This is a genomic window from Pseudomonas kribbensis, from assembly GCF_003352185.1.
GTDB lineage: Bacteria > Pseudomonadota > Gammaproteobacteria > Pseudomonadales > Pseudomonadaceae > Aquipseudomonas > Aquipseudomonas kribbensis.
In genome coordinates this window covers 6,067,251-6,086,401 of sequence record NZ_CP029608.1, presented here as the reverse complement: position 1 = coordinate 6,086,401, position 19,151 = coordinate 6,067,251, and the positions used below count along the sequence as shown (strand labels likewise).

21 protein-coding genes and 1 pseudogene are annotated in these 19,151 nt (G+C 61.8%); 13 read left to right on the top strand and 9 right to left on the bottom strand.

What is annotated here, in order from left to right; translation table 11 throughout:
- Positions 1-10: 10 nt before the first annotated feature.
- Genes dapF through lptM form a run of 3 tightly spaced genes read right to left on the bottom strand, consistent with a single transcriptional unit; the run spans position 11 to position 2,285 of the window.
- Positions 11-841, bottom strand: a complete 831-nt coding sequence (gene dapF, locus DLD99_RS27955) for a diaminopimelate epimerase (RefSeq protein WP_114886289.1) — start codon at positions 839-841, stop codon at positions 11-13.
- A 4-nt stretch (positions 842-845) separates the two neighbouring features.
- Positions 846-2,093, bottom strand: a complete 1,248-nt coding sequence (gene lysA / locus DLD99_RS27950) for a diaminopimelate decarboxylase (protein ID WP_114886281.1) — start codon at positions 2,091-2,093, stop codon at positions 846-848.
- 9 nt (positions 2,094-2,102) lie between these two features.
- Positions 2,103-2,285: an LPS translocon maturation chaperone LptM gene (gene lptM, locus DLD99_RS27945; RefSeq protein WP_114886279.1), complete on the bottom strand. Its 183-nt coding sequence runs from the start codon at positions 2,283-2,285 to the stop codon at positions 2,103-2,105.
- 319 nt (positions 2,286-2,604) lie between these two features.
- On the opposite strand from lptM, the gene cyaY reads away from it, so the two are divergent.
- The 3 genes from cyaY (at position 2,605) to rnk (ending at position 3,696) form a co-directional block, all read left to right on the top strand.
- A complete protein-coding gene (gene cyaY, locus DLD99_RS27940; protein WP_114886277.1) occupies positions 2,605-2,937 on the top strand; it encodes an iron donor protein CyaY in 333 nt (110 codons plus the stop codon).
- A gap of 1 nt (position 2,938) precedes the next feature.
- On the top strand, positions 2,939-3,157 hold the full coding sequence (locus DLD99_RS27935; RefSeq protein WP_114886275.1) for a DUF1289 domain-containing protein: 219 nt from the start codon (positions 2,939-2,941) through the stop codon (positions 3,155-3,157).
- A 128-nt stretch (positions 3,158-3,285) separates the two neighbouring features.
- Entirely contained in the window at positions 3,286-3,696 is a 411-nt protein-coding gene (gene rnk, locus DLD99_RS27930; protein ID WP_085708929.1) for a nucleoside diphosphate kinase regulator, read from the top strand.
- Positions 3,697-3,703: 7 nt separating this feature from the next.
- Here the strand turns inward: rnk and DLD99_RS27925 are convergent, their stop codons facing one another.
- The 3 genes from DLD99_RS27925 to DLD99_RS27915 form a co-directional block, all read right to left on the bottom strand.
- Complete coding sequence (locus tag DLD99_RS27925; RefSeq protein WP_114886273.1) at positions 3,704-6,547, bottom strand: class I adenylate cyclase; 2,844 nt, start codon at positions 6,545-6,547, stop codon at positions 3,704-3,706.
- A gap of 194 nt (positions 6,548-6,741) precedes the next feature.
- A complete protein-coding gene (locus DLD99_RS27920; protein ID WP_007951883.1) occupies positions 6,742-6,987 on the bottom strand; it encodes a TIGR02647 family protein in 246 nt (81 codons plus the stop codon).
- A gap of 191 nt (positions 6,988-7,178) precedes the next feature.
- On the bottom strand, positions 7,179-7,463 hold the full coding sequence (locus DLD99_RS27915) for a hypothetical protein (RefSeq protein ID WP_085708931.1): 285 nt from the start codon (positions 7,461-7,463) through the stop codon (positions 7,179-7,181).
- Between the two features lie 123 nt (positions 7,464-7,586).
- On the opposite strand from DLD99_RS27915, the gene DLD99_RS27910 reads away from it, so the two are divergent.
- Positions 7,587-8,246, top strand: coding sequence for a glutathione S-transferase family protein (locus tag DLD99_RS27910; RefSeq protein ID WP_114886272.1), 660 nt, complete (start codon positions 7,587-7,589; stop codon positions 8,244-8,246).
- A gap of 128 nt (positions 8,247-8,374) precedes the next feature.
- On the opposite strand, the gene argH is transcribed toward DLD99_RS27910, so the two are convergent.
- On the bottom strand, positions 8,375-9,769 hold the full coding sequence (gene argH, locus DLD99_RS27905) for an argininosuccinate lyase (protein ID WP_103368168.1): 1,395 nt from the start codon (positions 9,767-9,769) through the stop codon (positions 8,375-8,377).
- 343 nt (positions 9,770-10,112) lie between these two features.
- Between argH and DLD99_RS29745 the strand changes: the two are divergent.
- From DLD99_RS29745 to rsd, 8 genes and pseudogenes are all read left to right on the top strand, one after another.
- Positions 10,113-10,244 (top strand): annotated as a pseudogene (locus DLD99_RS29745) (sensor histidine kinase); the annotation flags it as partial.
- Positions 10,241-10,987, top strand: coding sequence for a LytR/AlgR family response regulator transcription factor (locus DLD99_RS27895; protein ID WP_085708933.1), 747 nt, complete (start codon positions 10,241-10,243; stop codon positions 10,985-10,987). The pseudogene DLD99_RS29745 and the gene DLD99_RS27895, both read left to right, overlap by 4 nt.
- A 138-nt stretch (positions 10,988-11,125) precedes the next feature.
- The gene (gene hemC, locus DLD99_RS27890) at positions 11,126-12,067 is read left to right on the top strand and encodes a hydroxymethylbilane synthase (protein ID WP_085708934.1); all 942 of its coding nucleotides are present in this window, start codon (positions 11,126-11,128) and stop codon (positions 12,065-12,067) included.
- A complete protein-coding gene (locus DLD99_RS27885) occupies positions 12,064-12,819 on the top strand; it encodes a uroporphyrinogen-III synthase (protein ID WP_114886270.1) in 756 nt (251 codons plus the stop codon). Before hemC ends, DLD99_RS27885 begins: the two co-directional genes overlap by 4 nt.
- Before the next feature lie 16 nt (positions 12,820-12,835).
- Positions 12,836-13,975 (top strand): uroporphyrinogen-III C-methyltransferase, encoded by a 1,140-nt coding sequence (locus DLD99_RS27880; RefSeq protein WP_114886268.1) that lies wholly within the window; start codon positions 12,836-12,838, stop codon positions 13,973-13,975.
- The gene (locus DLD99_RS27875) at positions 13,972-15,210 is read left to right on the top strand and encodes a heme biosynthesis protein HemY (protein WP_114886266.1); all 1,239 of its coding nucleotides are present in this window, start codon (positions 13,972-13,974) and stop codon (positions 15,208-15,210) included. The genes DLD99_RS27880 and DLD99_RS27875 overlap by 4 nt, the downstream gene beginning before the upstream one ends.
- Positions 15,211-15,427: 217 nt before the next feature.
- The gene (locus tag DLD99_RS27870; protein ID WP_114886264.1) at positions 15,428-15,979 is read left to right on the top strand and encodes a disulfide bond formation protein B; all 552 of its coding nucleotides are present in this window, start codon (positions 15,428-15,430) and stop codon (positions 15,977-15,979) included.
- 185 nt (positions 15,980-16,164) lie between these two features.
- Positions 16,165-16,623: a sigma D regulator gene (rsd, locus tag DLD99_RS27865; protein WP_085731442.1), complete on the top strand. Its 459-nt coding sequence runs from the start codon at positions 16,165-16,167 to the stop codon at positions 16,621-16,623.
- 59 nt (positions 16,624-16,682) lie between these two features.
- On the opposite strand, the gene DLD99_RS27860 is transcribed toward rsd, so the two are convergent.
- Positions 16,683-17,348, bottom strand: a complete 666-nt coding sequence (locus tag DLD99_RS27860; RefSeq protein ID WP_085708940.1) for an FKBP-type peptidyl-prolyl cis-trans isomerase — start codon at positions 17,346-17,348, stop codon at positions 16,683-16,685.
- A gap of 192 nt (positions 17,349-17,540) precedes the next feature.
- Between DLD99_RS27860 and DLD99_RS27855 the strand changes: the two genes are divergently transcribed.
- Complete coding sequence (locus DLD99_RS27855) at positions 17,541-18,677, top strand: AlgP family protein (protein WP_114886262.1); 1,137 nt, start codon at positions 17,541-17,543, stop codon at positions 18,675-18,677.
- Here DLD99_RS27855 and DLD99_RS27850 read toward each other — a convergent pair.
- A complete protein-coding gene (locus DLD99_RS27850) occupies positions 18,674-19,135 on the bottom strand; it encodes a TIGR02444 family protein (protein ID WP_114886260.1) in 462 nt (153 codons plus the stop codon). The genes DLD99_RS27855 and DLD99_RS27850 overlap by 4 nt on opposite strands.
- Positions 19,136-19,151 lie beyond the last annotated feature (16 nt).

Here is a 19,151-nt window from a genome sequence, read left to right as displayed (position 1 = left end):
TTGTGCTCACTCAAAGACGGACTTGTCCTTCGTATACACGCACTGCCGGACCGGTCATCAGCACCGGTTGGCCGGGGCCTGCCCATTCGATGGACAGACGCCCGCCCGGCAGGTCGATCAATAGCGGCGAATCCATCCACCCCTGGCTGATCGCAGCTACAGCAGCAGCGCAGGCGCCGGTACCGCAGGCCTGGGTTTCCCCGGCACCGCGTTCCCAGACGCGCAATTGTGCGCGGTTACGGTCAATGACCTGGAGGAAGCCGACATTGACCCGCGCCGGAAAGCGCGGATGGTGTTCGATCTTCGGCCCCAGCTCATGCACCGGTGCGGTGTTGATGTCCTGCACGCGCAGTACCGCGTGGGGGTTACCCATCGATACTGCCGCCAGTTCCACCGATGTACCGTCGACATCGACCTGATAGCTCAGGGCCTGCTCGCTCGCCTGGAACGGAATGTCCGCCGGCACCTGACGCGGTGCACCCATGTTCACGCCGATCTGGCCGTCGTTACGCACGTCCAGTTCGATGATGCCGCCCTTGGTCTCGACGCGGATCTGCCGCTTGGCGGTCAGGCGCTTGTCGAGCACGAAGCGGGCGAAGCAGCGTGCACCGTTACCGCACTGTTCGACTTCGGAGCCGTCGGAGTTGAAGATCCGGTAACGGAAATCCACGTCCGGATTGCTCGGCGCCTCGACGATCAGCAACTGGTCGAAACCGATGCCGGTGTGCCGGTCGCCCCACATTTTTGCGTGCTTGGGCTGAATGTGCGCGTGCTGGCTGACCAGGTCGAGGACCATGAAGTCGTTGCCCAGGCCGTGCATCTTGGTAAAACGCAGCAGCATGGGGTTACTCCGGCAGCAGGCTTTCGCCGGCAAACAGCTCGGCCACGGTCTCGCGGCGACGCACTTCAAATACCTGATCGCCATCTACCAGCACTTCGGCGGCACGGCCGCGAGTGTTGTAGTTGGAGCTCATCACAAAACCGTAGGCCCCGGCCGAATGCACGGCCAGCAGGTCGCCTTCTTCCAGCGCCAGTTCGCGATCCTTGGCGAGGAAATCGCCGGTCTCGCAGATCGGGCCGACCACGTCGTACTTGCGTGCAGCGGTGTCGCGCGGCTTGACCGCCGTCACGTCCATCCACGCCTGGTACAGGGCCGGGCGGATCAGGTCGTTCATCGCCGCATCGACGATGGCGAAGTCTTTGTGCTCGGTGTGCTTGAGGTACTCGACCTGGGTCAGCAGCACGCCGGCATTGGCGACGATGAAGCGGCCCGGTTCGAACACCAGCGCCAGGTCACGACCGACCAGACGCTCGCGCACGGCCTTGATGTAATCGGCGGCCAATGGCGGCTCTTCATCGCGGTAACGCACACCCAGGCCACCACCGAGATCGATGTGGCGCAGGTGGATGCCGCAATCGCCCAGGCGGTCCACCAGATCAAGCAGGCGATCGAGCGCATCGAGGAACGGTGGCAGGGTGGTCAGTTGCGAACCGATGTGGCAATCCACGCCGACCACTTCCAGGTTCGGCAGGTGCGCGGCACGCACGTACACGTCTTCGGCGTCGGCGATGGCGATGCCGAACTTGTTCTCTTTGAGACCGGTGGAAATGTACGGGTGGGTGCCGGCATCGACGTCCGGGTTCACGCGCAGGGAAATCGGTGCACGAATGCCCAGCTCGGCGGCGACCACTTGCAGGCGCTCCAGCTCGTCGGTGGATTCGACGTTGAAGCAATGCACGCCGACTTCCAGTGCGCGACGCATGTCGTCACGGGTCTTGCCGACGCCGGAGAACACGATCTTGTCAGGGCTGCCGCCGGCGGCCAGGACGCGTTCCAGCTCGCCACGGGAAACGATGTCAAAACCGGCGCCGATGCGGGCCAGGACATTCAGAACGCCGAGGTTGGAGTTGGCCTTGACCGCGAAGCACACCAGGTGCGGCATGCCGGCCAGCGCATCGGCATAGGCCAGGTACTGGGCCTCGATGTGGGCGCGGGAGTAGACGTAGGTCGGTGTGCCGAAGCGGTCGGCGATGGCGGACAGCGCCACACCTTCCGCGAACAGTTCCCCGCCACGGTAGTTAAAAGCGTCCATGGCGATCCCTTATTGGTAAACGTCGTGCTTGTGTGCTTTGGACGACTGCTTTTGCGAAGACTGGGCTTGTGCAGCTGGGTCCTGATCGTCATCCGGCAGGTACAGCGGGCCTTTCTGACCGCAGGCCGAAATCAAGCAGGCAAAAGCGACGAGCGAAGCGAGCGCAGCAATGGAAGAGATCAGGCGCTTCATGGCGAAATCCTTGAATATGCGTTAATTGCGCCGGAGTATACCGGCCACCCGGCAGCTTGCCTATGCGACGGAACTCCCGTCCGGCGGGGCTCGCCCGCAGGCGGGTCGATCAAGTGCAATCCTTGTGGGAGCGAGCCTGCTCGCGATGGCATCGGCATATTCAACATCCGGGTGTCTGATCCACCGCAATCGCGAGCAGGTTCGCTCCCACAGGGGACAGTGCAGACAGGGTTGTTGGTCGTTATCCTTTGCAATCGGCTGGCCGCGACCGTATCTTGCGGCGCTTGAGCCTGATCAGACATTTTTTGAGGTTGCCGCAATGAGTTTGTCCGAAGCCCGTTTCCATGATCTGGTCGATGCCACCCAGCAAGCGCTGGAAGACATCTTTGATGAAAGTGGCCTGGATCTGGACATGGAGAACTCGGCCGGTGTGCTGACTATCAAGTTCGACAACGGCAGTCAGCTGATCTTCAGCCGTCAGGAGCCTCTGCGTCAGTTGTGGCTGGCTGACCGTTCCGGTGGTTTCCATTTCGACTATGACGAGCAGGCCGGCAAGTGGGTCTGCGAGAAAACCGAAGAGTTGCTGGGCGAAATGCTGGAGCGCATCGTCTGGGAGCGCGCCGGCGAAAAACTCGATTTCGACGAAATCTGAGATGACGACCGCGCCACGCCCTGCCAAGCCGCTCTACAGCAACGTCAGCCCGGCCGTGCCTTCGCCGTGCACCGGCGTCTGTCGGCTGGACGAGCAGAAGGTCTGTCTCGGCTGCATGCGCCATGTCGAAGATATCCGTGAATGGCGTTCGGCCGATGACGAGCGCCGCCGGGTGATTTGCGCGCAAGCGACTCAGCGCAGGCAGCTCTCCGGGACGTAGCTTGTATATTTTTTGAGCTGTGATAGTGTCCGGAAGCGCCTCAACCCATCGAGGCCTGGTGAAAACCCCGTCTTATTTGGCGGGGTTTTGCTTTTTTTGTGTGCAGAAGAAAGGAGTCTGCCCGGATCATGACCGCACCTTCCATCACCCTTACCCGTCTGGACGTGCAACGTCTGGAACGCCTGATCGACAGCCTGGATGACTCGCTGCCGGGCGTGATCGCGCTGCAAACCGAGCTGGACCGCGCCGATACCCTGGTCGGCCACGATGAAGTGCCCGCCGATGTCGTGACGATGAATTCCCGTGTGCACTGTCGAGAAGAAGGCAGTGGCAAGGACTACCACCTGACGCTGGTCTATCCAAAGCACGCCAACGCCGATGAAGGCAAAATCTCGATCCTGGCCCCGGTCGGCAGCGCGCTGCTGGGCTTGAAGGTTGGCCAGCATATCGACTGGCCGGCACCGGGCGGCAAGACCCTGAAGCTGACCTTGCTGGAAGTCGAATCGCAGCCGGCCAACGGCGGCGATTTTCCGGAGTAACCCCGCCTCAGACCTGCTCGAGCGCCTCGTTCAGAGAGCGTTCCAGGTCGGCCTTGTAACGCAGATACAGATTGCTCGAACTCTGCCCGTCACCGATCACGCCCGACAGGTCCAGGTCGGTGATGTAGCAGCGGTAGCGCTCGGTTTCCCGGCGCTGATCGACGATTTCCCGGGCGACCACGCTGAACAGCTGGTCGCCATGTTCCAGCTCGCAGAACTCCCGCTGATTGCAATACAACGTGACCTGCACCTCGCCCGGTGCGGCTTTGCCGATGATCGCCTGCACGTCGTAGAACGGTTTGTTGACTGGCGTCTGCGGCGCCGGGCGCATTTCGACCCGTCGTGCGCGTCCCGGTCCTGATGGCAATAACTGGTAATACAAGATTTCCAGGCTCGCAGCATGGCTCGAATCCATCGGCAACAGTGCTTCACGCCGGAACTGGATCGATTGCAGGAAACGCTGCAACGGCACCAACAGACTTTGCTCGTCGTGATAGGGCAAATGTTGTTGCCACAGTGCGTTGAATTCGTCGAGCACGTACAGCTCGGCCGTTTGCTCGGTGATCCGGTAAAACACCTGAATGCATTCGGGCTGGCCCATCGGCAGGATCAGCGCGAGGTCGTGGTCTTCCAGCGCCATCGGATCCAGGTGCAGCGGGCTGTAGCGCGGTTGCTCCTCGCCGAGGTAATCGAGCAGTGCCGGCAGGGTGGCGAGGGCGACATGGCTGACCTGGCCCGGTACCAGTTCCAGCACGTGATAGTGCTGCTGCACCTGAATCAGGTAGCGGTGATTCAAGTCACTGAGCAGCAGGTTCTGTGCGGTATCGACGATCTCTTCCACCCGGCGGGCGATGAATTGCGCGCGGTTGTGGCAGAAGCAACGCACCCGCAGCGATGGCTGTTGCGGCCCGCGCGGCAGGTTGTTGAGGTAATCGCGCAGGCAGTCGAGTAGCGCATGCGGGCCGTCGAAGCGGTTGACCAGCACTTCGTTCCAGCTGTTGAGCGTGACCTGATCGAGGGTCAGCACCAGGTTCTCGCGCACGCCGGCATAGCTCAGGGAGTCCGTGCGTTCGGTGGTCATCAGGATGTTCAGGTCGCGGTGATGCTTGAGCGGATCGACGCCGACATTCACCAGAATCAGCACTTCGCTCGGCACACTGGCGCGCAGCAACGGTTCTTCGGCAACGGTTGGCAAGGGCAGGGCGATGCTCTGTTGCAGGCTACCGAGCAAATTGAACAGCTCGAACTCGCTCATGTCGCTGGTGCCGGGGTGCAGGGCCAGTCGGGTGCTGCTGTCGATCACGCCGTTGCGGTGGCACCAGGTCAGCAGTTCCAGCAACTGGCGGCTGCGCTTGATCGGCGCGAAATGTTCCCACTCCAGCGCCGTCAGGCTGCCGTTGTACAGGCCCCACTGGGTTTGTCCGGGTTCCTTTTTGTTCGGCGATTGCACCAGGGTCAGGGTGTCTTCGGCCAGGTCCGGGGCGATGCCCGGGTTGATGAACTCGACCTTGTCGGCCTTGCGTTCGAACGCGGCGTACAGGCGTCGGCCGAGGACATTGAGATCACGTTTGTTGATCAGGCTGACAGTCTGCTCGGTGCGGGCGAACTGGGTCAGGAAGCGATAGCTGTAATTCAGCTCGTTGACCAGAGCCCGGCGCTCGGCACTGACCTGCCGCACTTTCCACTGGCTGCGGCTGTCGAGCAAAGCCAGTTGCCGCTGGTCCCAGTGCCATTCGCTGGCCAGTCTTTCCAGCAATGAGCGTTGCCAGCTCTGGGTGCGGGTGTTGCCGGTGAGCTTGCGGTTGACCTTGAGGTACAGCGCACGGCGTACCAGTTCCAGGCGTTCGGGTTCATTGCGGGCGGTGAGGTATTCCTCGATCCGGCGGTAAACCACCATGTACGGATCCAGCTCGTCGAGGTCGAGCCGGTTGGCGAATACCGCCTGTTTGAAGCGCAGGCTCAGGCACTGCACCTGCGGATGTTCGCTGGCGTAGACCTCGATCAGCAGCAGCTTGAGCACCGACTTGTAAGGCGACTCGATGCCCTTGAACAACTGCCACAACCCGGCGCCCACGAACTCGCCCGGCGGAATGTGCGCCAGTGGGCCGAGGTCGAGGGTTTCATCGTTGCGGATGAAACGCTTGGAGATCAGGGTGTGGGTGTACTGGTCGTATGCGCGCTCTTCGTAGACCGGTACCAGCCACCAGATCGGCGTGCGCCCCGCCAGCCAGATCGCGGTGCGGTAAAACTCGTCCAGCAGCAGATAGTGCTGGGTGGTGCCGCAATCTTCGGAACTGAGCTGGGTATCGCGCTCGCCTTTGACGAAACGCGCCGGGTCGATCAGGAAGAAATGCGCCTCCGCGCCTTGGCTCGCGGCCCAGGCTTCGAGCAACTGGCATTTTTTGCGCAGTTCGGCGAGTTCGCTGTCGCTCAGGTCGGGGGCGTGGCAGACCCACACGTCCATGTCGCTCTGGTCCGCCTGGGCCAGCGTACCGAGGCTGCCCATCAGGAACAGTCCGTGAATCGGTCGCGGCGGGTTGCTGCCGTGGCGCGGCTTGTAGGAAAACGAACGCGTCAGGCGCTGGGCTTCGGCGAGAGCATCGGCATCCGGTTCGTAATTCGACAACCCGGCCGGTGTGCTGCCCGAGACATAACCGGGCAGCAGCGGATGATTGACGTGGAAAAACAGCGGCAACAGGGTCAGCACGCTTTGCTGGCGCGTCGACAGCCCTTCAAGGGCCCGGTTCAGGCGGCCTTCGTTGAGTTTGAGAAAGCGTGCGCGCAGCTGGCTGAGTACCTTGCGGTCGATTCCCTCGTCCAGGTCGGGGCGGATTTCATGGGTGCGGGTCATGTCGACTCAAACCGGCTCGCAGGGCTCGGAGGCAGAGGGTCACGGAATGCGAGGGAGTTTAGCGCCTGTGCAGCGCGAGCATTAAGCTGAATTTGTTTTTTGACGCCAGATTTCCACCGCGTGACGGTGGCGTGCGGCCGGGCTGGCCCGCGGAAATCCCGTGGCGGAGGTTTCCGTGGGCAAAGTCGGGAGGATCAGGCGGTTTGTTGCTCTTTCAGAATCGTCAGTACGGTCTGCACGTTTTGTGCGGCATCGCGACCGAGACTGGTCAGGTAACCGCCATCAGGCTGGTCTGTCAGTTCTTTTTCAAAGAGGCGTTGGGCAGCAGCGATGTGCTTCGGGGCAGCGGTCTGATGAATTTTCAGACCTTCCTGGGAACTGTCCAGGTTGAAGAGTGCGAGGACTTCCAGTTCGGCAACCAACTCAGGGGTAAGCGACATAAGGACTCCAGACTTTCTAGGAATTGGACGACAGCGCCCCTAAGGTGAACCTGCCGGCGCGGCCTGTCCAGTGTGCGCCAGGGTTTTTGTCTCGGGGGTGGATTCCAGTGTAGTCAGGGGCCGGGAGAAGGCCGGATGGAAGGGTGACAAATTGTGTGGGAGCCAGGCAGCTCCCACATCGGGTTGCCCGGTTACGGCTTTTCCGGTGGCAACTCAGGCAATGCGCGAAGGGCCGCTTCGTACCATTCGGTATTGAACGCGCGGTCGTCATCGAGCATGGCGTCGATCTCGTAAGCCAGCACGTGGGCCATCAGGTTCAGGATGTCTTCGCGCTCGTAACCGACCAGGGTCAGTTTGTTGAACGTGGCCTTTGCCGCTGGCGGGTTGTCGCTTTCGATCTGGTTTTCGATGGCTTCGATCAAAGTGCTCTCGGTGAACTCTTCTTCGTCGTTATCGATGTCTGTCGGCTCGCTCATGGCAGGCTCCTCAAGGAAAGGCGTCAGTTTACCCGCATTCAGCGGCGTGATGCTGCTGGCGGGATTCCCCGGAGCGATCTATAAACAGGCACTGCCCACCCCGCACGGCCTGGAGGCTATGTGATGTTCAAGCTCTACGGATTCTCAGTCAGCAACTACTACAACATGGTCAAACTGGCGCTGCTGGAAAAGGGCCTGCCGTTCGAGGAAGTCACCTTCTACCCGACGCCAACGCCGGAGTCTCTGGCCATCAGCCCACGCGGCAAGGTGCCGGTGCTGGGAGCGGAAGGTGGCTACATCAATGAAACGATGGTGATGCTCGAATACCTCGAAAGTACCCAGAAGGGTGTTCCGCTGCTGCCGGCCGAGCCGTTTGCGCGCGCCCAGGTGCTGGCGGTGGCCAAGGAAATCGAGTTGTACATCGAACTGCCCGCCCGAGCCTGTTACGGCGAAGCGTTCTTCGGCGCGGCGCTGCCGGAGGCGATCAAAGAGAAGACCAAATCCGAGTTGCTGCTGGGTTTTGCGGCGCTGGGCCGCCACGGCAAGTTCGCCCCGTATGTGGCGGGCGACAGCCTGAGCATCGCTGACTTGTACTTCCTCTACAGCGTGCCGTTGGCGGCTGCGGTGGGGCACAAACTGTTCGGTCTGGATCTGTTGGCTGACATGCCGAAGGCCAAGGCGCTGCTGGAGCGACTTGAACAGAATCCGCATGTGCAGAAGATTGCAGCGGACAAGGAAGCGGCGATGCCGACGTTTTTGGCGATGATCGCGGCGAAGAAGTAAGTTTTTTGGTGTTTCCGGGATAGCTTTCGCGAGCAAGCCCGCTCCCGCACTTGATCTCGATTGGACACCTGTTCGGTGTTCGCAGCAGATCGAATGTGGGAGCGGGCTTGCTCGCGAAGCTTTGGCTTTTAGCGGCTGGCGATCAATGCCTGACCGCGAGCCACGGCAGCCTTGACCTGTGCCGGGGCAGTCCCGCCGATGTGGTCACGGGCATTCACCGAACCTTCCAGGGTCAGCACGGCAAACACGTCCTGCTCGATCTGGTCGCTGAACTGACGCAGTTCTTCCAGGCTCATCTCCGCCAGATCCTTGCCGGTATCGACGCCGTACTTCACCGCGTGGCCAACGATCTCGTGGCAGTCACGGAACGGCAGGCCACGGCGAACCAGATAGTCGGCCAGGTCAGTGGCGGTGGAGAAGCCGCGCAGCGCCGCTTCACGCATGATCGCGTGTTTCGGTTTGATCGCCGGGATCATGTCGGCAAAGGCTCGCAGCGAGTCGCGCAGGGTGTCGGCGGCGTCGAACAGCGGCTCCTTGTCTTCCTGGTTGTCCTTGTTGTAGGCCAGCGGCTGGCCTTTCATCAGGGTCAGCAGGCCCATCAGGGCGCCGAACACACGGCCGGTCTTGCCGCGTACCAGCTCCGGCACGTCGGGGTTCTTCTTTTGCGGCATGATCGAGCTGCCGGTGCAGAAACGGTCCGGCAGATCGATGAACTGGAACTGCGCGCTGGTCCACAGCACCAGCTCTTCGGAGAAGCGCGACAGGTGCATCATCGCGATGCTCGCGGCCGAGCAGAATTCGATGGCGAAGTCGCGATCCGACACGTTGTCCAGCGAGTTGCCGCCGACAGCGTCGAAGCCCAGCAGTTGTGCGGTGTATTCGCGGTCGATCGGGTAGGTGGTGCCGGCCAGCGCGGCGCTGCCCAGCGGCATGCGGTTGGTGCGCTTGCGGCAGTCGACCAGGCGCTCGTAGTCGCGGCTGAGCATTTCGAACCAGGCCAGCATGTGGTGACCGAAGGTCACAGGCTGTGCGGTCTGCAGGTGGGTGAAGCCCGGCATGATGCTCGCGGCCTCACGCTCGGCCTGCTCCAGCAGGCCTTTTTGCAGGCGGGTGATCTCGGCCAGGATCAGGTCGATCTCGTCGCGCAGCCACAGGCGGATGTCGGTGGCGACCTGGTCGTTGCGGCTGCGGCCGGTGTGCAGCTTCTTGCCGGTGATGCCGATGCGGTCGGTCAGGCGTGCCTCGATGTTCATGTGCACGTCTTCGAGGTCCACGCGCCAGTCGAACTGGCCGGCCTCGATTTCGCCCTGGATGGTCTTCAGGCCATCGATGATGCTGTCGCGCTCGGCATCCGTCAGCACGCCGACCTTGGCCAGCATGGTGGCGTGGGCGATCGAGCCCATGATGTCGTGGCGATACAGGCGCTGGTCGAAAGTGACGGAGGCGGTGAAGCGGGCGACGAAGGCGTCGACGGGTTCACTGAAGCGGCCGCCCCAGGACTGATTGGTCTTGTCAGTGCTCATGAATTCGCTCGTATCGGCTTGAAGAAAGAAGGCGTGAAACGCTGGCGCGGATAATAACAGGGTTGCCAATCCTGTCGTTGACACTGGTCGATACGTTTTTTTCTCATCTCTGCGTTCATAGTCGCCGCCGGTTCCGGGGGATTTGCGCAAGGATATTTTCCGATTGAGCAATATCGGCCCGGCGAGCGTCTACAGTAGGACTAAGGGTCGGCGCGACTGTGGATCGTGCAAAGGTCTGGCCGCCGACTATAAGAAGAGAGGGGTGGGTGTTTTGACCATCGGCATACCCTGCGTAAAACGCAGACAGACGCGAGCTTCGAGTGGTGCGTCCCGGGTGTCGGCAAATATTGCCGGCCGACGTACGGCACTTTTTGGCGCTCGCGCTAGTCTTAGCGTGGATCGCGGTGACGGACGTCACTCCACTTGTCTACGCTATCCTTGTGCGAGACTCACGCAGGAATCCAGCGCAATATGAATGTCCTGATCGTTGATGACGAACCACTGGCCCGCGAGCGCCTCGCCCGAATGGTGAGCGAGCTCGAGGGCTACACAGTCCTGGAGCCCAGCGCCACCAATGGCGAAGAGGCGTTGGCACTGATCGACAGCCACAAGCCGGATATCGTGCTGCTCGATATCCGCATGCCGGGCCTCGACGGCCTGCAAGTGGCTGCCCGGCTGTGCGAGCGCGAAACCCCGCCCGCCGTGGTGTTCTGCTCCGGTATCGATGAATTTCCCTTGGAGGCCCTGCAGGCCAGCGCCGTGGGCCATGTGGTGAAACCCGTGAGAACCGAACATCTGCAGGAAGCCCTGAAAAGGGCCGAACGTCCGAATCGGGCTCAGCTATCGGCCCTGACCCGTCCCGCCGCCGAAAGCGGTAATGGCCCGCGCAGTCATATCAGCGCCCGCACCCGCAAAGGCATCGAACTGATCCCGCTGGATCAGGTGGTGTATTTCATTGCCGATCACAAATACGTGACCCTGCGTCACGAAGCCGGTGAAGTGCTGCTGGACGAGCCGCTCAAGGCGCTGGAAGACGAGTTCGGCGAGCGATTCGTGCGGATCCACCGCAATGCGCTGGTCGCCCGCGACCGCATCGAGCGCCTGCAACGTACGCCGCTGGGCCACTTCCAGTTGTTCCTCAAGGGCCTGAACGGTGATGCGCTGATCGTCAGCCGCCGGCATGTGGCGGGCGTGCGCAAAATGATGCAAGGGCTTTAGCCCGAGGGCGTCGGGCGGCTTTCCATTCTCTTCACCAGGCAATGCCGGCCAGGGAGGCCACACCGTTTCTGATTCAGGTCAAAGTGGATTTGGCTGAGCTGTTATTATCCGCCGTATCTATTCAGTACGGATTGATCCATGTCCTCTCGCGAAATCCGCATCGCCACCCGCAAAAGTGCACTGGCCCTCTGGCAGGCCGAATACGTCAAAGCCCGTCTGGAAGCAGCCCACCCGGGGTTGCTGGTGACGCTGGTGCCCATGGTCAGTCGCGGCGACAAGCTGCTCGATTCGCCGTTATCGAAAATCGGTGGCAAGGGCCTGTTCGTCAAGGAACTGGAAACCGCGCTACTGGAAAATGAAGCCGACATCGCCGTCCATTCGATGAAAGACGTGCCGATGGACTTCCCCGAAGGTCTCGGTCTGTTCTGCATCTGCGAGCGCGAAGACCCGCGCGACGCCTTTGTCTCCAATACTTTTTCCAGTCTTGATGCGTTGCCGGCCGGCAGCATCGTCGGCACCTCCAGCCTGCGCCGCCAGGCGCAGTTGCTGACCCGTCGTCCGGACCTGGAAATCCGTTTCCTGCGCGGCAACGTCAACACCCGTCTGGCCAAGCTCGATGCCGGCGAGTACGACGCGATCATCCTCGCGGCGGCCGGTCTGATTCGCCTCGGTTTCGAAGACCGCATCACCTCGGCGATCAGCGTCGACGATAGCCTGCCCGCCGGTGGCCAGGGCGCCGTCGGTATCGAGTGCCGCAGCGCCGACACTGAAATCCACGCCTTGCTCGCACCTCTGCATCACGCCGATACGGCTGACCGTGTGAGCGCCGAGCGTGCCCTCAACAAACACTTGAATGGCGGTTGCCAGGTGCCGATCGCCTGCTACGCCGTGCTCGAAGGCGAGCAATTGTGGCTGCGTGGCCTGGTCGGCGAGCCGAGCGGTGGCAAGCTGTTGAGTGCCGAAGCCCGGGCGCCGCGCACTGACGCTGAAGCGCTGGGCGTGCAGGTCGCTGAAGATTTGCTTCGCCAGGGTGCTGACGACATTCTCAAGGCTGTCTACGGCGAGGCAGGTCACGAGTGACGACCTGGCGGCTGCTGCTGACGCGCCCCGCTGACGATTGCGAGGCGCTGGCCGAGGTGCTGGCCGGGCAGGGGATTTTCAGCAGCTGCCTGCCGCTTTTGGAAATCGCGCCGCTGCCGGTCTCTGACACAATGCGCCAGACCTTTGGCGGATTGTCGCGCTACAGCGCGGTGATCGTGGTCAGCAAGCCGGCGGCGCGCATCGCTGGGCAATTGATCGATGCCGTGCCGGGCATGCCCTGGTTCAGCGTTGGCGCAGCGACGGCGCAGATTCTTCGGGATCGGGGTATTGATGCGCACTGCCCGGACGAGGGCGATGACAGTGAAGCCTTGCTGCAATTGCCGCGTCTGCTCGAGGTCGTTGCACAGCCCGGCACACAGGTGTTGATCCTGCGCGGAGAGGGCGGTCGCGAGCTGCTGGCCGAGCGCCTGCGCGCGCTTGGTGCTAGTGTCGAGTATCTGGAACTGTACCGCCGTGACCTGCCGGACTATCCGCCGCGGGAACTGCCCCGACGGATTGCGGCGGAACGCCTGAACGGGCTGGTGGTCAGCAGTGGACAGGGTTTTGAGCACCTGCGTCAGTTGGCCGGTGATACTTGGCCGGTGCTTGCGCAGATGCCGTTGTTTGTTCCAAGCCCAAGGGTCGCCGAGCAGGCACGCGCCGCCGGGACCCGAACAGTTGTGGATTGTCGCGGCGCCAGTGCTGCGGCCTTGCTGACGGCGTTACGGGAGCATCCCGTGCCCGTTCTCTAATGCAAAGGATGGATACGTGAGCGAAACAGCCTTGCCTAAAGATGACGTTCAACCTGTGATCGATGCACCGGTTGATGCACCGCCACCGGCCGCTGAAACGCGCCGAGGCAACGGATTGGCCATTGTCGCGCTGCTGCTCGGCGCCGCCGGTATTGCGGTGGGTGGCTGGGGTGTCTGGCAGGTGCGACACCTGCAAGCCAACACGCAGGAGCAATTGAGTCAGGTGCAGGCGTTGAATGATCAGGCCCAGAACCTGAAACTCAACGAGCAGCGTCTGACCGAGCGTCTCGGGCAACTGCCGGGTGCCGACGAACTCGCCGAGCGCCAGCGTCTGGTGACGCAACTGCAGGGCGATCAGCAGCGCCTCAATCAGCGTCTGGAAACCGTCCTCGGGGCAAGCCGCAAGGACTGGCGTCTGGCCGAGGCCGAGCATCTGCTGCGACTCGCCAGCCTGCGTCTTTCTGCCCTGCAGGACATCAGCAGCGCTCAGGCACTGGTGCAGGGTGCCGACGATATTCTGAAGGAGCAAAACGATCCGGGTTCGTTTGCCGCGCGTGAGCAAGTGGCGAAAACCCTGGTGGCGTTGCGCAGTACCGAGCAGCCCGATCGTACCGGTCTGTTCCTGAAGCTGGGCGCCCTGCGCGATCAGGTCATCGGGCTCACCGAGCTGGCGCCCGAGTACAAGGACCGCGGCGATTCGCTGCTGGGCCTGACCTCCGACGGCGACGGTGCCAGCCGCTGGTCGCAGTGGTGGGATCAGATCTCGCGCTACATCCGTATCGATTTCAATGCCGATAAAAACGTACGGCCACTGCTCGCCGGGCAGAGCCTGAGCCAGGTACGCCTGGCCCTGAGTCTCTCTCTGGAGCAGGCGCAATGGGCGGCGCTCAACGGTCAGGCAGCGGTCTACACCCAGGCACTGACTGAAGCGCGGGACGTGCTCAAGGGTAATTTCAACCCGGACAACCCGCAGAGCAAAATCATGCTCGAACAAGTGGCGGAGCTGAGCAAGCAACCGGTCACGGTTGTTACGCCGGATCTGGCGGGTACCCTCAGCGCCGTGCAGGCCTACCTCGAGCGCCGTAACGTCAACGCTGAGGACTCGGTGAAACCTTTCGCCAAACCTGCCGCCACCGCGCAGGAGGCCACACCATGAAGCGTCTGTACGTCATCGTGTTTCTGGTGATCGCTGCGACGGCGGCCCTCGGACTGGCGATTGCCGAGCATTCCGGTTACGTATTGGTGGCCTACAAAAGCTTCCGCTATGAGTCGAGCCTGTGGGCGACGTTGGCGCTGGTGGCGGTGCTGTGGCTGCTGATCTGGGGCATCAAGGCGCTGGTTGAACTGGTGCTGACCTCCGGTGGCGTGGTCAATCCCTGGTCGCGCCGCAACCGTAGTCGTCGCGTGCAAGTGGCGATCGAGCACGGTCAACTTGATCTGGCCGAAGGTCGCTGGGCCAGCGCCCAGCGTCACCTTTATCGGGCTGCCGAGGCCGAGCGTCAGCCGTTGCTGTATTACCTCGGTGCCGCCCGTGCTGCCAACGAGCAAGGCAATTACGAAGAAAGTGATCGTCTGCTGGAGCGCGCGCTCGAACGTCAGCCTCAGGCCGAACTGGCGATTGCCTTGAGTCATGCGCAACTGCAAACCGACCGTGGCGATACCGAAGGTGCGTTGGTGACTTTGCAGGCCATGCGCGAGCGTCATCCGCACAACGTCCAGACCCTGCGTCAGTTGCAGCGTCTGCATCAGCAGCGTGGTGACTGGTCGGCGGTGATCCGCATGCTGCCCGAGCTGCGCAAGGACAAAGTCCTGCCACCTGCCGAACTGGCCGAGCTGGAGCGTCGTGCCTGGGGAGAGAACCTGTCGCTGGCGGCACATCGCGAAGAAGATGGCGCGATCGGTCTGCAATCGCTCAACCGTGCCTGGCAGCAACTGACTTCGTCACAGCGCCAGGAGTCGCCGCTGGTACTGGCCTACGCCGAGCAACTGCGTCAGCTCGGCGCGCAGGTCGAGGCGGAAGAGGTGTTGCGCAACGCCCTCAAGCGTAAGTACGACAGCCACCTGGCGCGCCTCTATGGCCTGGTGCGCGGCAGTGATCCGACGCGTCAATTGCAGGTGGCCGAGGGCTGGCTCAAGGATCACCCTGCCGACCCGAGCCTGCTGCTGACGCTCGGCCGACTGTGCCTGCAAGCCAGTCTGTGGGGCAAGGCGAGGGACTATCTGGAAAGCAGCCTGCGCATCCAGCGCAATCCGGAAGCCTGTGCGGAACTGGCGCGTTTGCTGGCTCGACTCGGCGATACCGAGCGCAGCAACCAGCTGTTTCAGGAAGGTCTGGGACTGTTGGACGAGCGCCTGCTGGCCGCGCCTTTACCGGTGCAGGCTCACGCCTGAGTGGACGGGGGAGTGCGCTCCCTCGCCCATGTTCTCGACTGAATAGTTACCGCTATTTCACTTCTGAGGCAGAGTCCTACAGAGGCCTACATCCTTTCCTCTCGCGTCTGTCGGGATTTCCCTACATCTCTGGTGAAGTGTCGCCAGTGACCTGCCTTGAAAGGCCGAGGCCCTTTCCTCTACCGTAACTGCCTGTCTTTATTGTTACGGATAACCCATGTCGTTGACCTGCTCACGCTCCCTGTTTTTTATGGCTTTCACGGCGGGAACACTGGCGCTGGGAGCTTCCTATTACCTTGAGTACGCGGTGGGTCTCGTGCCGTGCAGCCTGTGCCTGGTGCAACGGCTTTTTCTGAGTATCCTCACCACCTGCTGTGGTTTGGCGGCGGTGCATGGGCCAGGGCGCTTTGGCCTTTCGCTCTACTGGTCCGGTGCGCTGGCGGCCAGTCTCGGCGCGACCATGGCTGCATGGCGGCAGGTGCTCCTGCAAAGCGATTCGCTGCATCATCTGGCACAGTGCTCGCCCAGTACCGAGGAATTATTCAGTCACCTGCCGTGGCTTTGCGCCCTGGCGCGGATGTTCACTGACAGCGAGGATTGCTCGCAAATGTCCTGGACGTTGTTCGATCTGAGTGTTCCGGAGTGGAGTCTGCTGTTCTTCGTCGCCATGTCGATCCTTGCGGTTTACCAATTGCTGCGACTGGCCTGGAGCGCTCTGCAGCGACCGCTCAGCGGCGAAGCGTCGCACCGGGGGCTGGTCAGGGATTAAACACTTGTATGAACTTTCTCTCCTGCGTACCTTGAAGCCACAGGCGTGCGGGCATAATCTGGCCCGCACGTGTCATTGGATTTGTGTTGCTCGATGACGCTCTGCCTGAACGCCTCTCAAAGCTACAGCCACAAGAAGGGGCACAGGTGTAGGGCAGCATGACCCACAAGGGAAGAGAGATCGCCATGCTCGAAAGTTGTCAGAATGCTCAGGAACGTTGGGGTGGAGTTCATCTGCTGATCGACCGCTGGCTCCAGGAGCGTGAGGAGCTGATCGCTGCCTACGACAAGCTGGGCGCAGAACCTCAGTCACTTTCCGTGGATCGAAAGCCCTTGCAGGAATTCTGCGGCGTACTGGTCGATTACGTGTCGGCCGGGCATTTCGAAATCTACGAACAGCTGACGGGCGAGGCCAAGGCCTTCAACGACAAGCGCGGCCTGGAACTGGCCGAGACGATCTACCCGCGCATCGATGTCATCACGGAAAAACTGCTGGCCTTCAACGATCTGTGCGATGAAGGCAAATGCGTTGCCGAAAAATTCAAGGAGCTGGGTGGGCTGCTCCACGAGCGCTTCGAACTGGAAGACTGCCTGATCGAAGTGCTGCATACCGCCCACAAGGAAGAGGATTCGGTTCAGGCCTGAACCGGTCCCGTAAGACACAAGAACGGTGCGCCAACAGCGCACCGTTTTTTATTGGGCGATCAACTGGTCGCGCCGCGCAACTCGACTTCGAACACCAGCGGTGTGAAGGGTGCGATCAAGTCGCCGGCACCGTCGGCGCCGTAAGCCTGATCCGATGGAATCACCAACCGCCACTTCGCGCCCACCGGCATGTTTTGCAACGCGGTGCGCCATCCGGCGATCACGCTGTCGAGATTGAACCACTGCGGCTGAGTGTTCTGGTCGAACACGGTGCCATCCGGCAGTCGACCGATATACAGCACCTGCACCTTTCCGTCGGGGCCGGCCTTCGCACCATTGCCCGGCGCCAGCTCGGTAAGCAGGATGCCGTCGGACAACTCTTTCACCCCAGGCTTGGCTTTTTCGGCGGTGAGAAAGCGTCGCTCGTTTTCCATCGCCGCTTCAGTCGAAGGCATGGCTGCATGCTCCGCCGTCTGCGATTCGTGATCGGCCAGGATCTGTTCGATCCGCGCCTCGCTCAAGGCGAGCGGCTTGCCTTGATAAGCCTGTTGCAGGCCTTCGATCAGGGCCTGGATCTGCAGTTGCGGAACCTCCTGGCGCAGCCGTTCACCAAGGCTAGCGCCGAGACTGTAGGCCAGATCGTGGGCATCGTTCGCGGTGTTTTTTTCGTCGGCCTGGACCGCCGAAAAGATCATGCAGAGGGATAAAAAAAGGTAGCGCGACATGGGCACTCTCCGTCCTGAATTGCGGTGGATTATGCCAGCGCGAAGCTCTGCAACGGTGAACTGCTTTGAGCAATGTGCAGAAGTTTTTCGCGAGCCTGCAACCGAGTGCATTCGATACTGTCAACATGCCCTAGCGGCGGTAGCAGCAGAGGTCTAGTATGAGCCGCACTCACGTCAGCCAGGAGGTAAACCATGTCGGCCACCAAGAAGCCTGTAAACACTCCGTTGCACTTACTCCAACAGCTCTCGGGCAGCCTGCTCGAACATCTGGAAAACGCTTGCTCCCAAGCCTTGGCTGATGCTGAAAAACTGCTCGCCAAACTGGAAAAGCAACGCGGCAAGGCACAAGAAAAACTGCACAAATCCCGCACCAAATTGCAGGACGCAGCCACAGCCGGTAAAGCCAAGGCGCAGACCAAGGCCAAGGCTGCCGTGAAGGAACTCGAAGACCTGCTCGATGCGCTGAAGGATCGTCAGTCCGACACCCGCAGCTACATTCTGCAACTCAAGCGCGATGCCCAGGAAAGCCTGAAACTGGCCCAGGGTGTCGGTCGTGTTCAGGAAGCTGTCGGCAAGGCGTTGTCCCTGCGTTCGGCCAAACCGGCAGCGGCGCCTGCGAAAAAAGCAGCCGCCAAACCTGCTGCAAAAGCACCGGCCAAAGCGCCAGTGAAAGCCGCCGCAAAACCGGCAGCGAAGAAACCCGCAGCCGCAAGCGCTGCTAAACCTGCAGCTAAAACCACCGCTGCAAAACCAGCGGCCGCCAAGCCGGCTGCAGCAAAACCAGCCGCTGCCAAACCTGCTGCGCGAACTGCTGCTGCAAAAGCGGCTCCGGCAAAAACCGCAGCTGCCAAACCGGCCGCTAAACCAGCCGCCAGAACCGCCGCCAAACCGGCAGCAAAACCTGCGGCCAGAACGGCTGCCAAACCGGTTGCAGCCAAACCCGCTGCCAAAGCTGCAGCGAAACCAGCGGCCAAGCCAGCGGTAAAAACAGCGGCTAAACCTGCTGCTGCCAAGCCTGCTGCGAAACCAGCCGCCAAACCGGCTGCCGCTGCCAAGCCTGCAACTGCTGCCACCAAGCCAGCGACCGCCGCTAAACCGGCCGCCAAGCCAGCCGCAAAACCTGCTGCAAAACCAGCAGTGAAAAAACCAGCCGCTGCCAAGCCAGCTGCAGCCAAACCGGCCACCGCTCCTGCTGCCAAACCTGCCGCTCCGGCAACCCCGGCTGCAACCACAGCGCCTGCATCGGCCGCCACTACCTCGACCACCGCAACCACGCCATCCTCGGCGCCGGTGTCGAGCGTCGCCAGCAACCCGTCCAGCGCTTCCTAAGCGCCGGTCGCCGCGACGCGCAGCACTTGCAGCGCGTCGCGGTTCAGGTTGGCCGCAGGGCCGGCCAGCAATTCCAGCCAGTCACTCGATTCCTTCGAATTACGCTTCCATCCCTGTGCTACGCCTTCCAGTCGCGACAGCAACGCGCGCTCCGCCTCCAGCTCCAGCCCCTTGATCTGCTCGCGCATACCCTTGAGCACAGGATCGGTGTCGGCCAGATTTTTCCACTGCATGCGCATCGCGCGCAGCGGTTGAACCACCTCTTTGTCCCAAGGGATGGTCAGCTCTTGAAGCTGCCTCGTGCGTACCTCGTCGCAGGTCGCATCGCGCTGTTCCAGCCACAAACCACACAGCATCAGGCACACATTGGACCCCGCCGATTGCAGGCGCAGGCAGGCATCCTCCACGCCGGGACGGGCGTAGACGGCAAGGGCAAAGCTCCACAGGTCAGAGGACATCGTGCTACTCGCGCCA

What these genes read in the sequence shown, in the direction of transcription:
- dapF (WP_114886289.1), bottom strand. Translation starts at nt 841, where the DNA reads ATGCTGCTGCGTTTTACCAAGATGCACGGCCTGGGCAACGACTTCATG.
- lysA (WP_114886281.1), bottom strand. Translation starts at nt 2,093, where the DNA reads ATGGACGCTTTTAACTACCGTGGCGGGGAACTGTTCGCGGAAGGTGTG.
- lptM (WP_114886279.1), bottom strand. Translation starts at nt 2,285, where the DNA reads ATGAAGCGCCTGATCTCTTCCATTGCTGCGCTCGCTTCGCTCGTCGCT.
- cyaY (WP_114886277.1), top strand. Translation starts at nt 2,605, where the DNA reads ATGAGTTTGTCCGAAGCCCGTTTCCATGATCTGGTCGATGCCACCCAG.
- DLD99_RS27935 (WP_114886275.1), top strand. Translation starts at nt 2,939, where the DNA reads ATGACGACCGCGCCACGCCCTGCCAAGCCGCTCTACAGCAACGTCAGC.
- rnk (WP_085708929.1), top strand. Translation starts at nt 3,286, where the DNA reads ATGACCGCACCTTCCATCACCCTTACCCGTCTGGACGTGCAACGTCTG.
- DLD99_RS27925 (WP_114886273.1), bottom strand. Translation starts at nt 6,547, where the DNA reads ATGACCCGCACCCATGAAATCCGCCCCGACCTGGACGAGGGAATCGAC.
- DLD99_RS27920 (WP_007951883.1), bottom strand. Translation starts at nt 6,987, where the DNA reads ATGTCGCTTACCCCTGAGTTGGTTGCCGAACTGGAAGTCCTCGCACTC.
- DLD99_RS27915 (WP_085708931.1), bottom strand. Translation starts at nt 7,463, where the DNA reads ATGAGCGAGCCGACAGACATCGATAACGACGAAGAAGAGTTCACCGAG.
- DLD99_RS27910 (WP_114886272.1), top strand. Translation starts at nt 7,587, where the DNA reads ATGTTCAAGCTCTACGGATTCTCAGTCAGCAACTACTACAACATGGTC.
- argH (WP_103368168.1), bottom strand. Translation starts at nt 9,769, where the DNA reads ATGAGCACTGACAAGACCAATCAGTCCTGGGGCGGCCGCTTCAGTGAA.
- DLD99_RS27895 (WP_085708933.1), top strand. Translation starts at nt 10,241, where the DNA reads ATGAATGTCCTGATCGTTGATGACGAACCACTGGCCCGCGAGCGCCTC.
- hemC (WP_085708934.1), top strand. Translation starts at nt 11,126, where the DNA reads ATGTCCTCTCGCGAAATCCGCATCGCCACCCGCAAAAGTGCACTGGCC.
- DLD99_RS27875 (WP_114886266.1), top strand. Translation starts at nt 13,972, where the DNA reads ATGAAGCGTCTGTACGTCATCGTGTTTCTGGTGATCGCTGCGACGGCG.
- DLD99_RS27870 (WP_114886264.1), top strand. Translation starts at nt 15,428, where the DNA reads ATGTCGTTGACCTGCTCACGCTCCCTGTTTTTTATGGCTTTCACGGCG.
- rsd (WP_085731442.1), top strand. Translation starts at nt 16,165, where the DNA reads ATGCTCGAAAGTTGTCAGAATGCTCAGGAACGTTGGGGTGGAGTTCAT.
- DLD99_RS27860 (WP_085708940.1), bottom strand. Translation starts at nt 17,348, where the DNA reads ATGTCGCGCTACCTTTTTTTATCCCTCTGCATGATCTTTTCGGCGGTC.
- DLD99_RS27855 (WP_114886262.1), top strand. Translation starts at nt 17,541, where the DNA reads ATGTCGGCCACCAAGAAGCCTGTAAACACTCCGTTGCACTTACTCCAA.
- DLD99_RS27850 (WP_114886260.1), bottom strand. Translation starts at nt 19,135, where the DNA reads ATGTCCTCTGACCTGTGGAGCTTTGCCCTTGCCGTCTACGCCCGTCCC.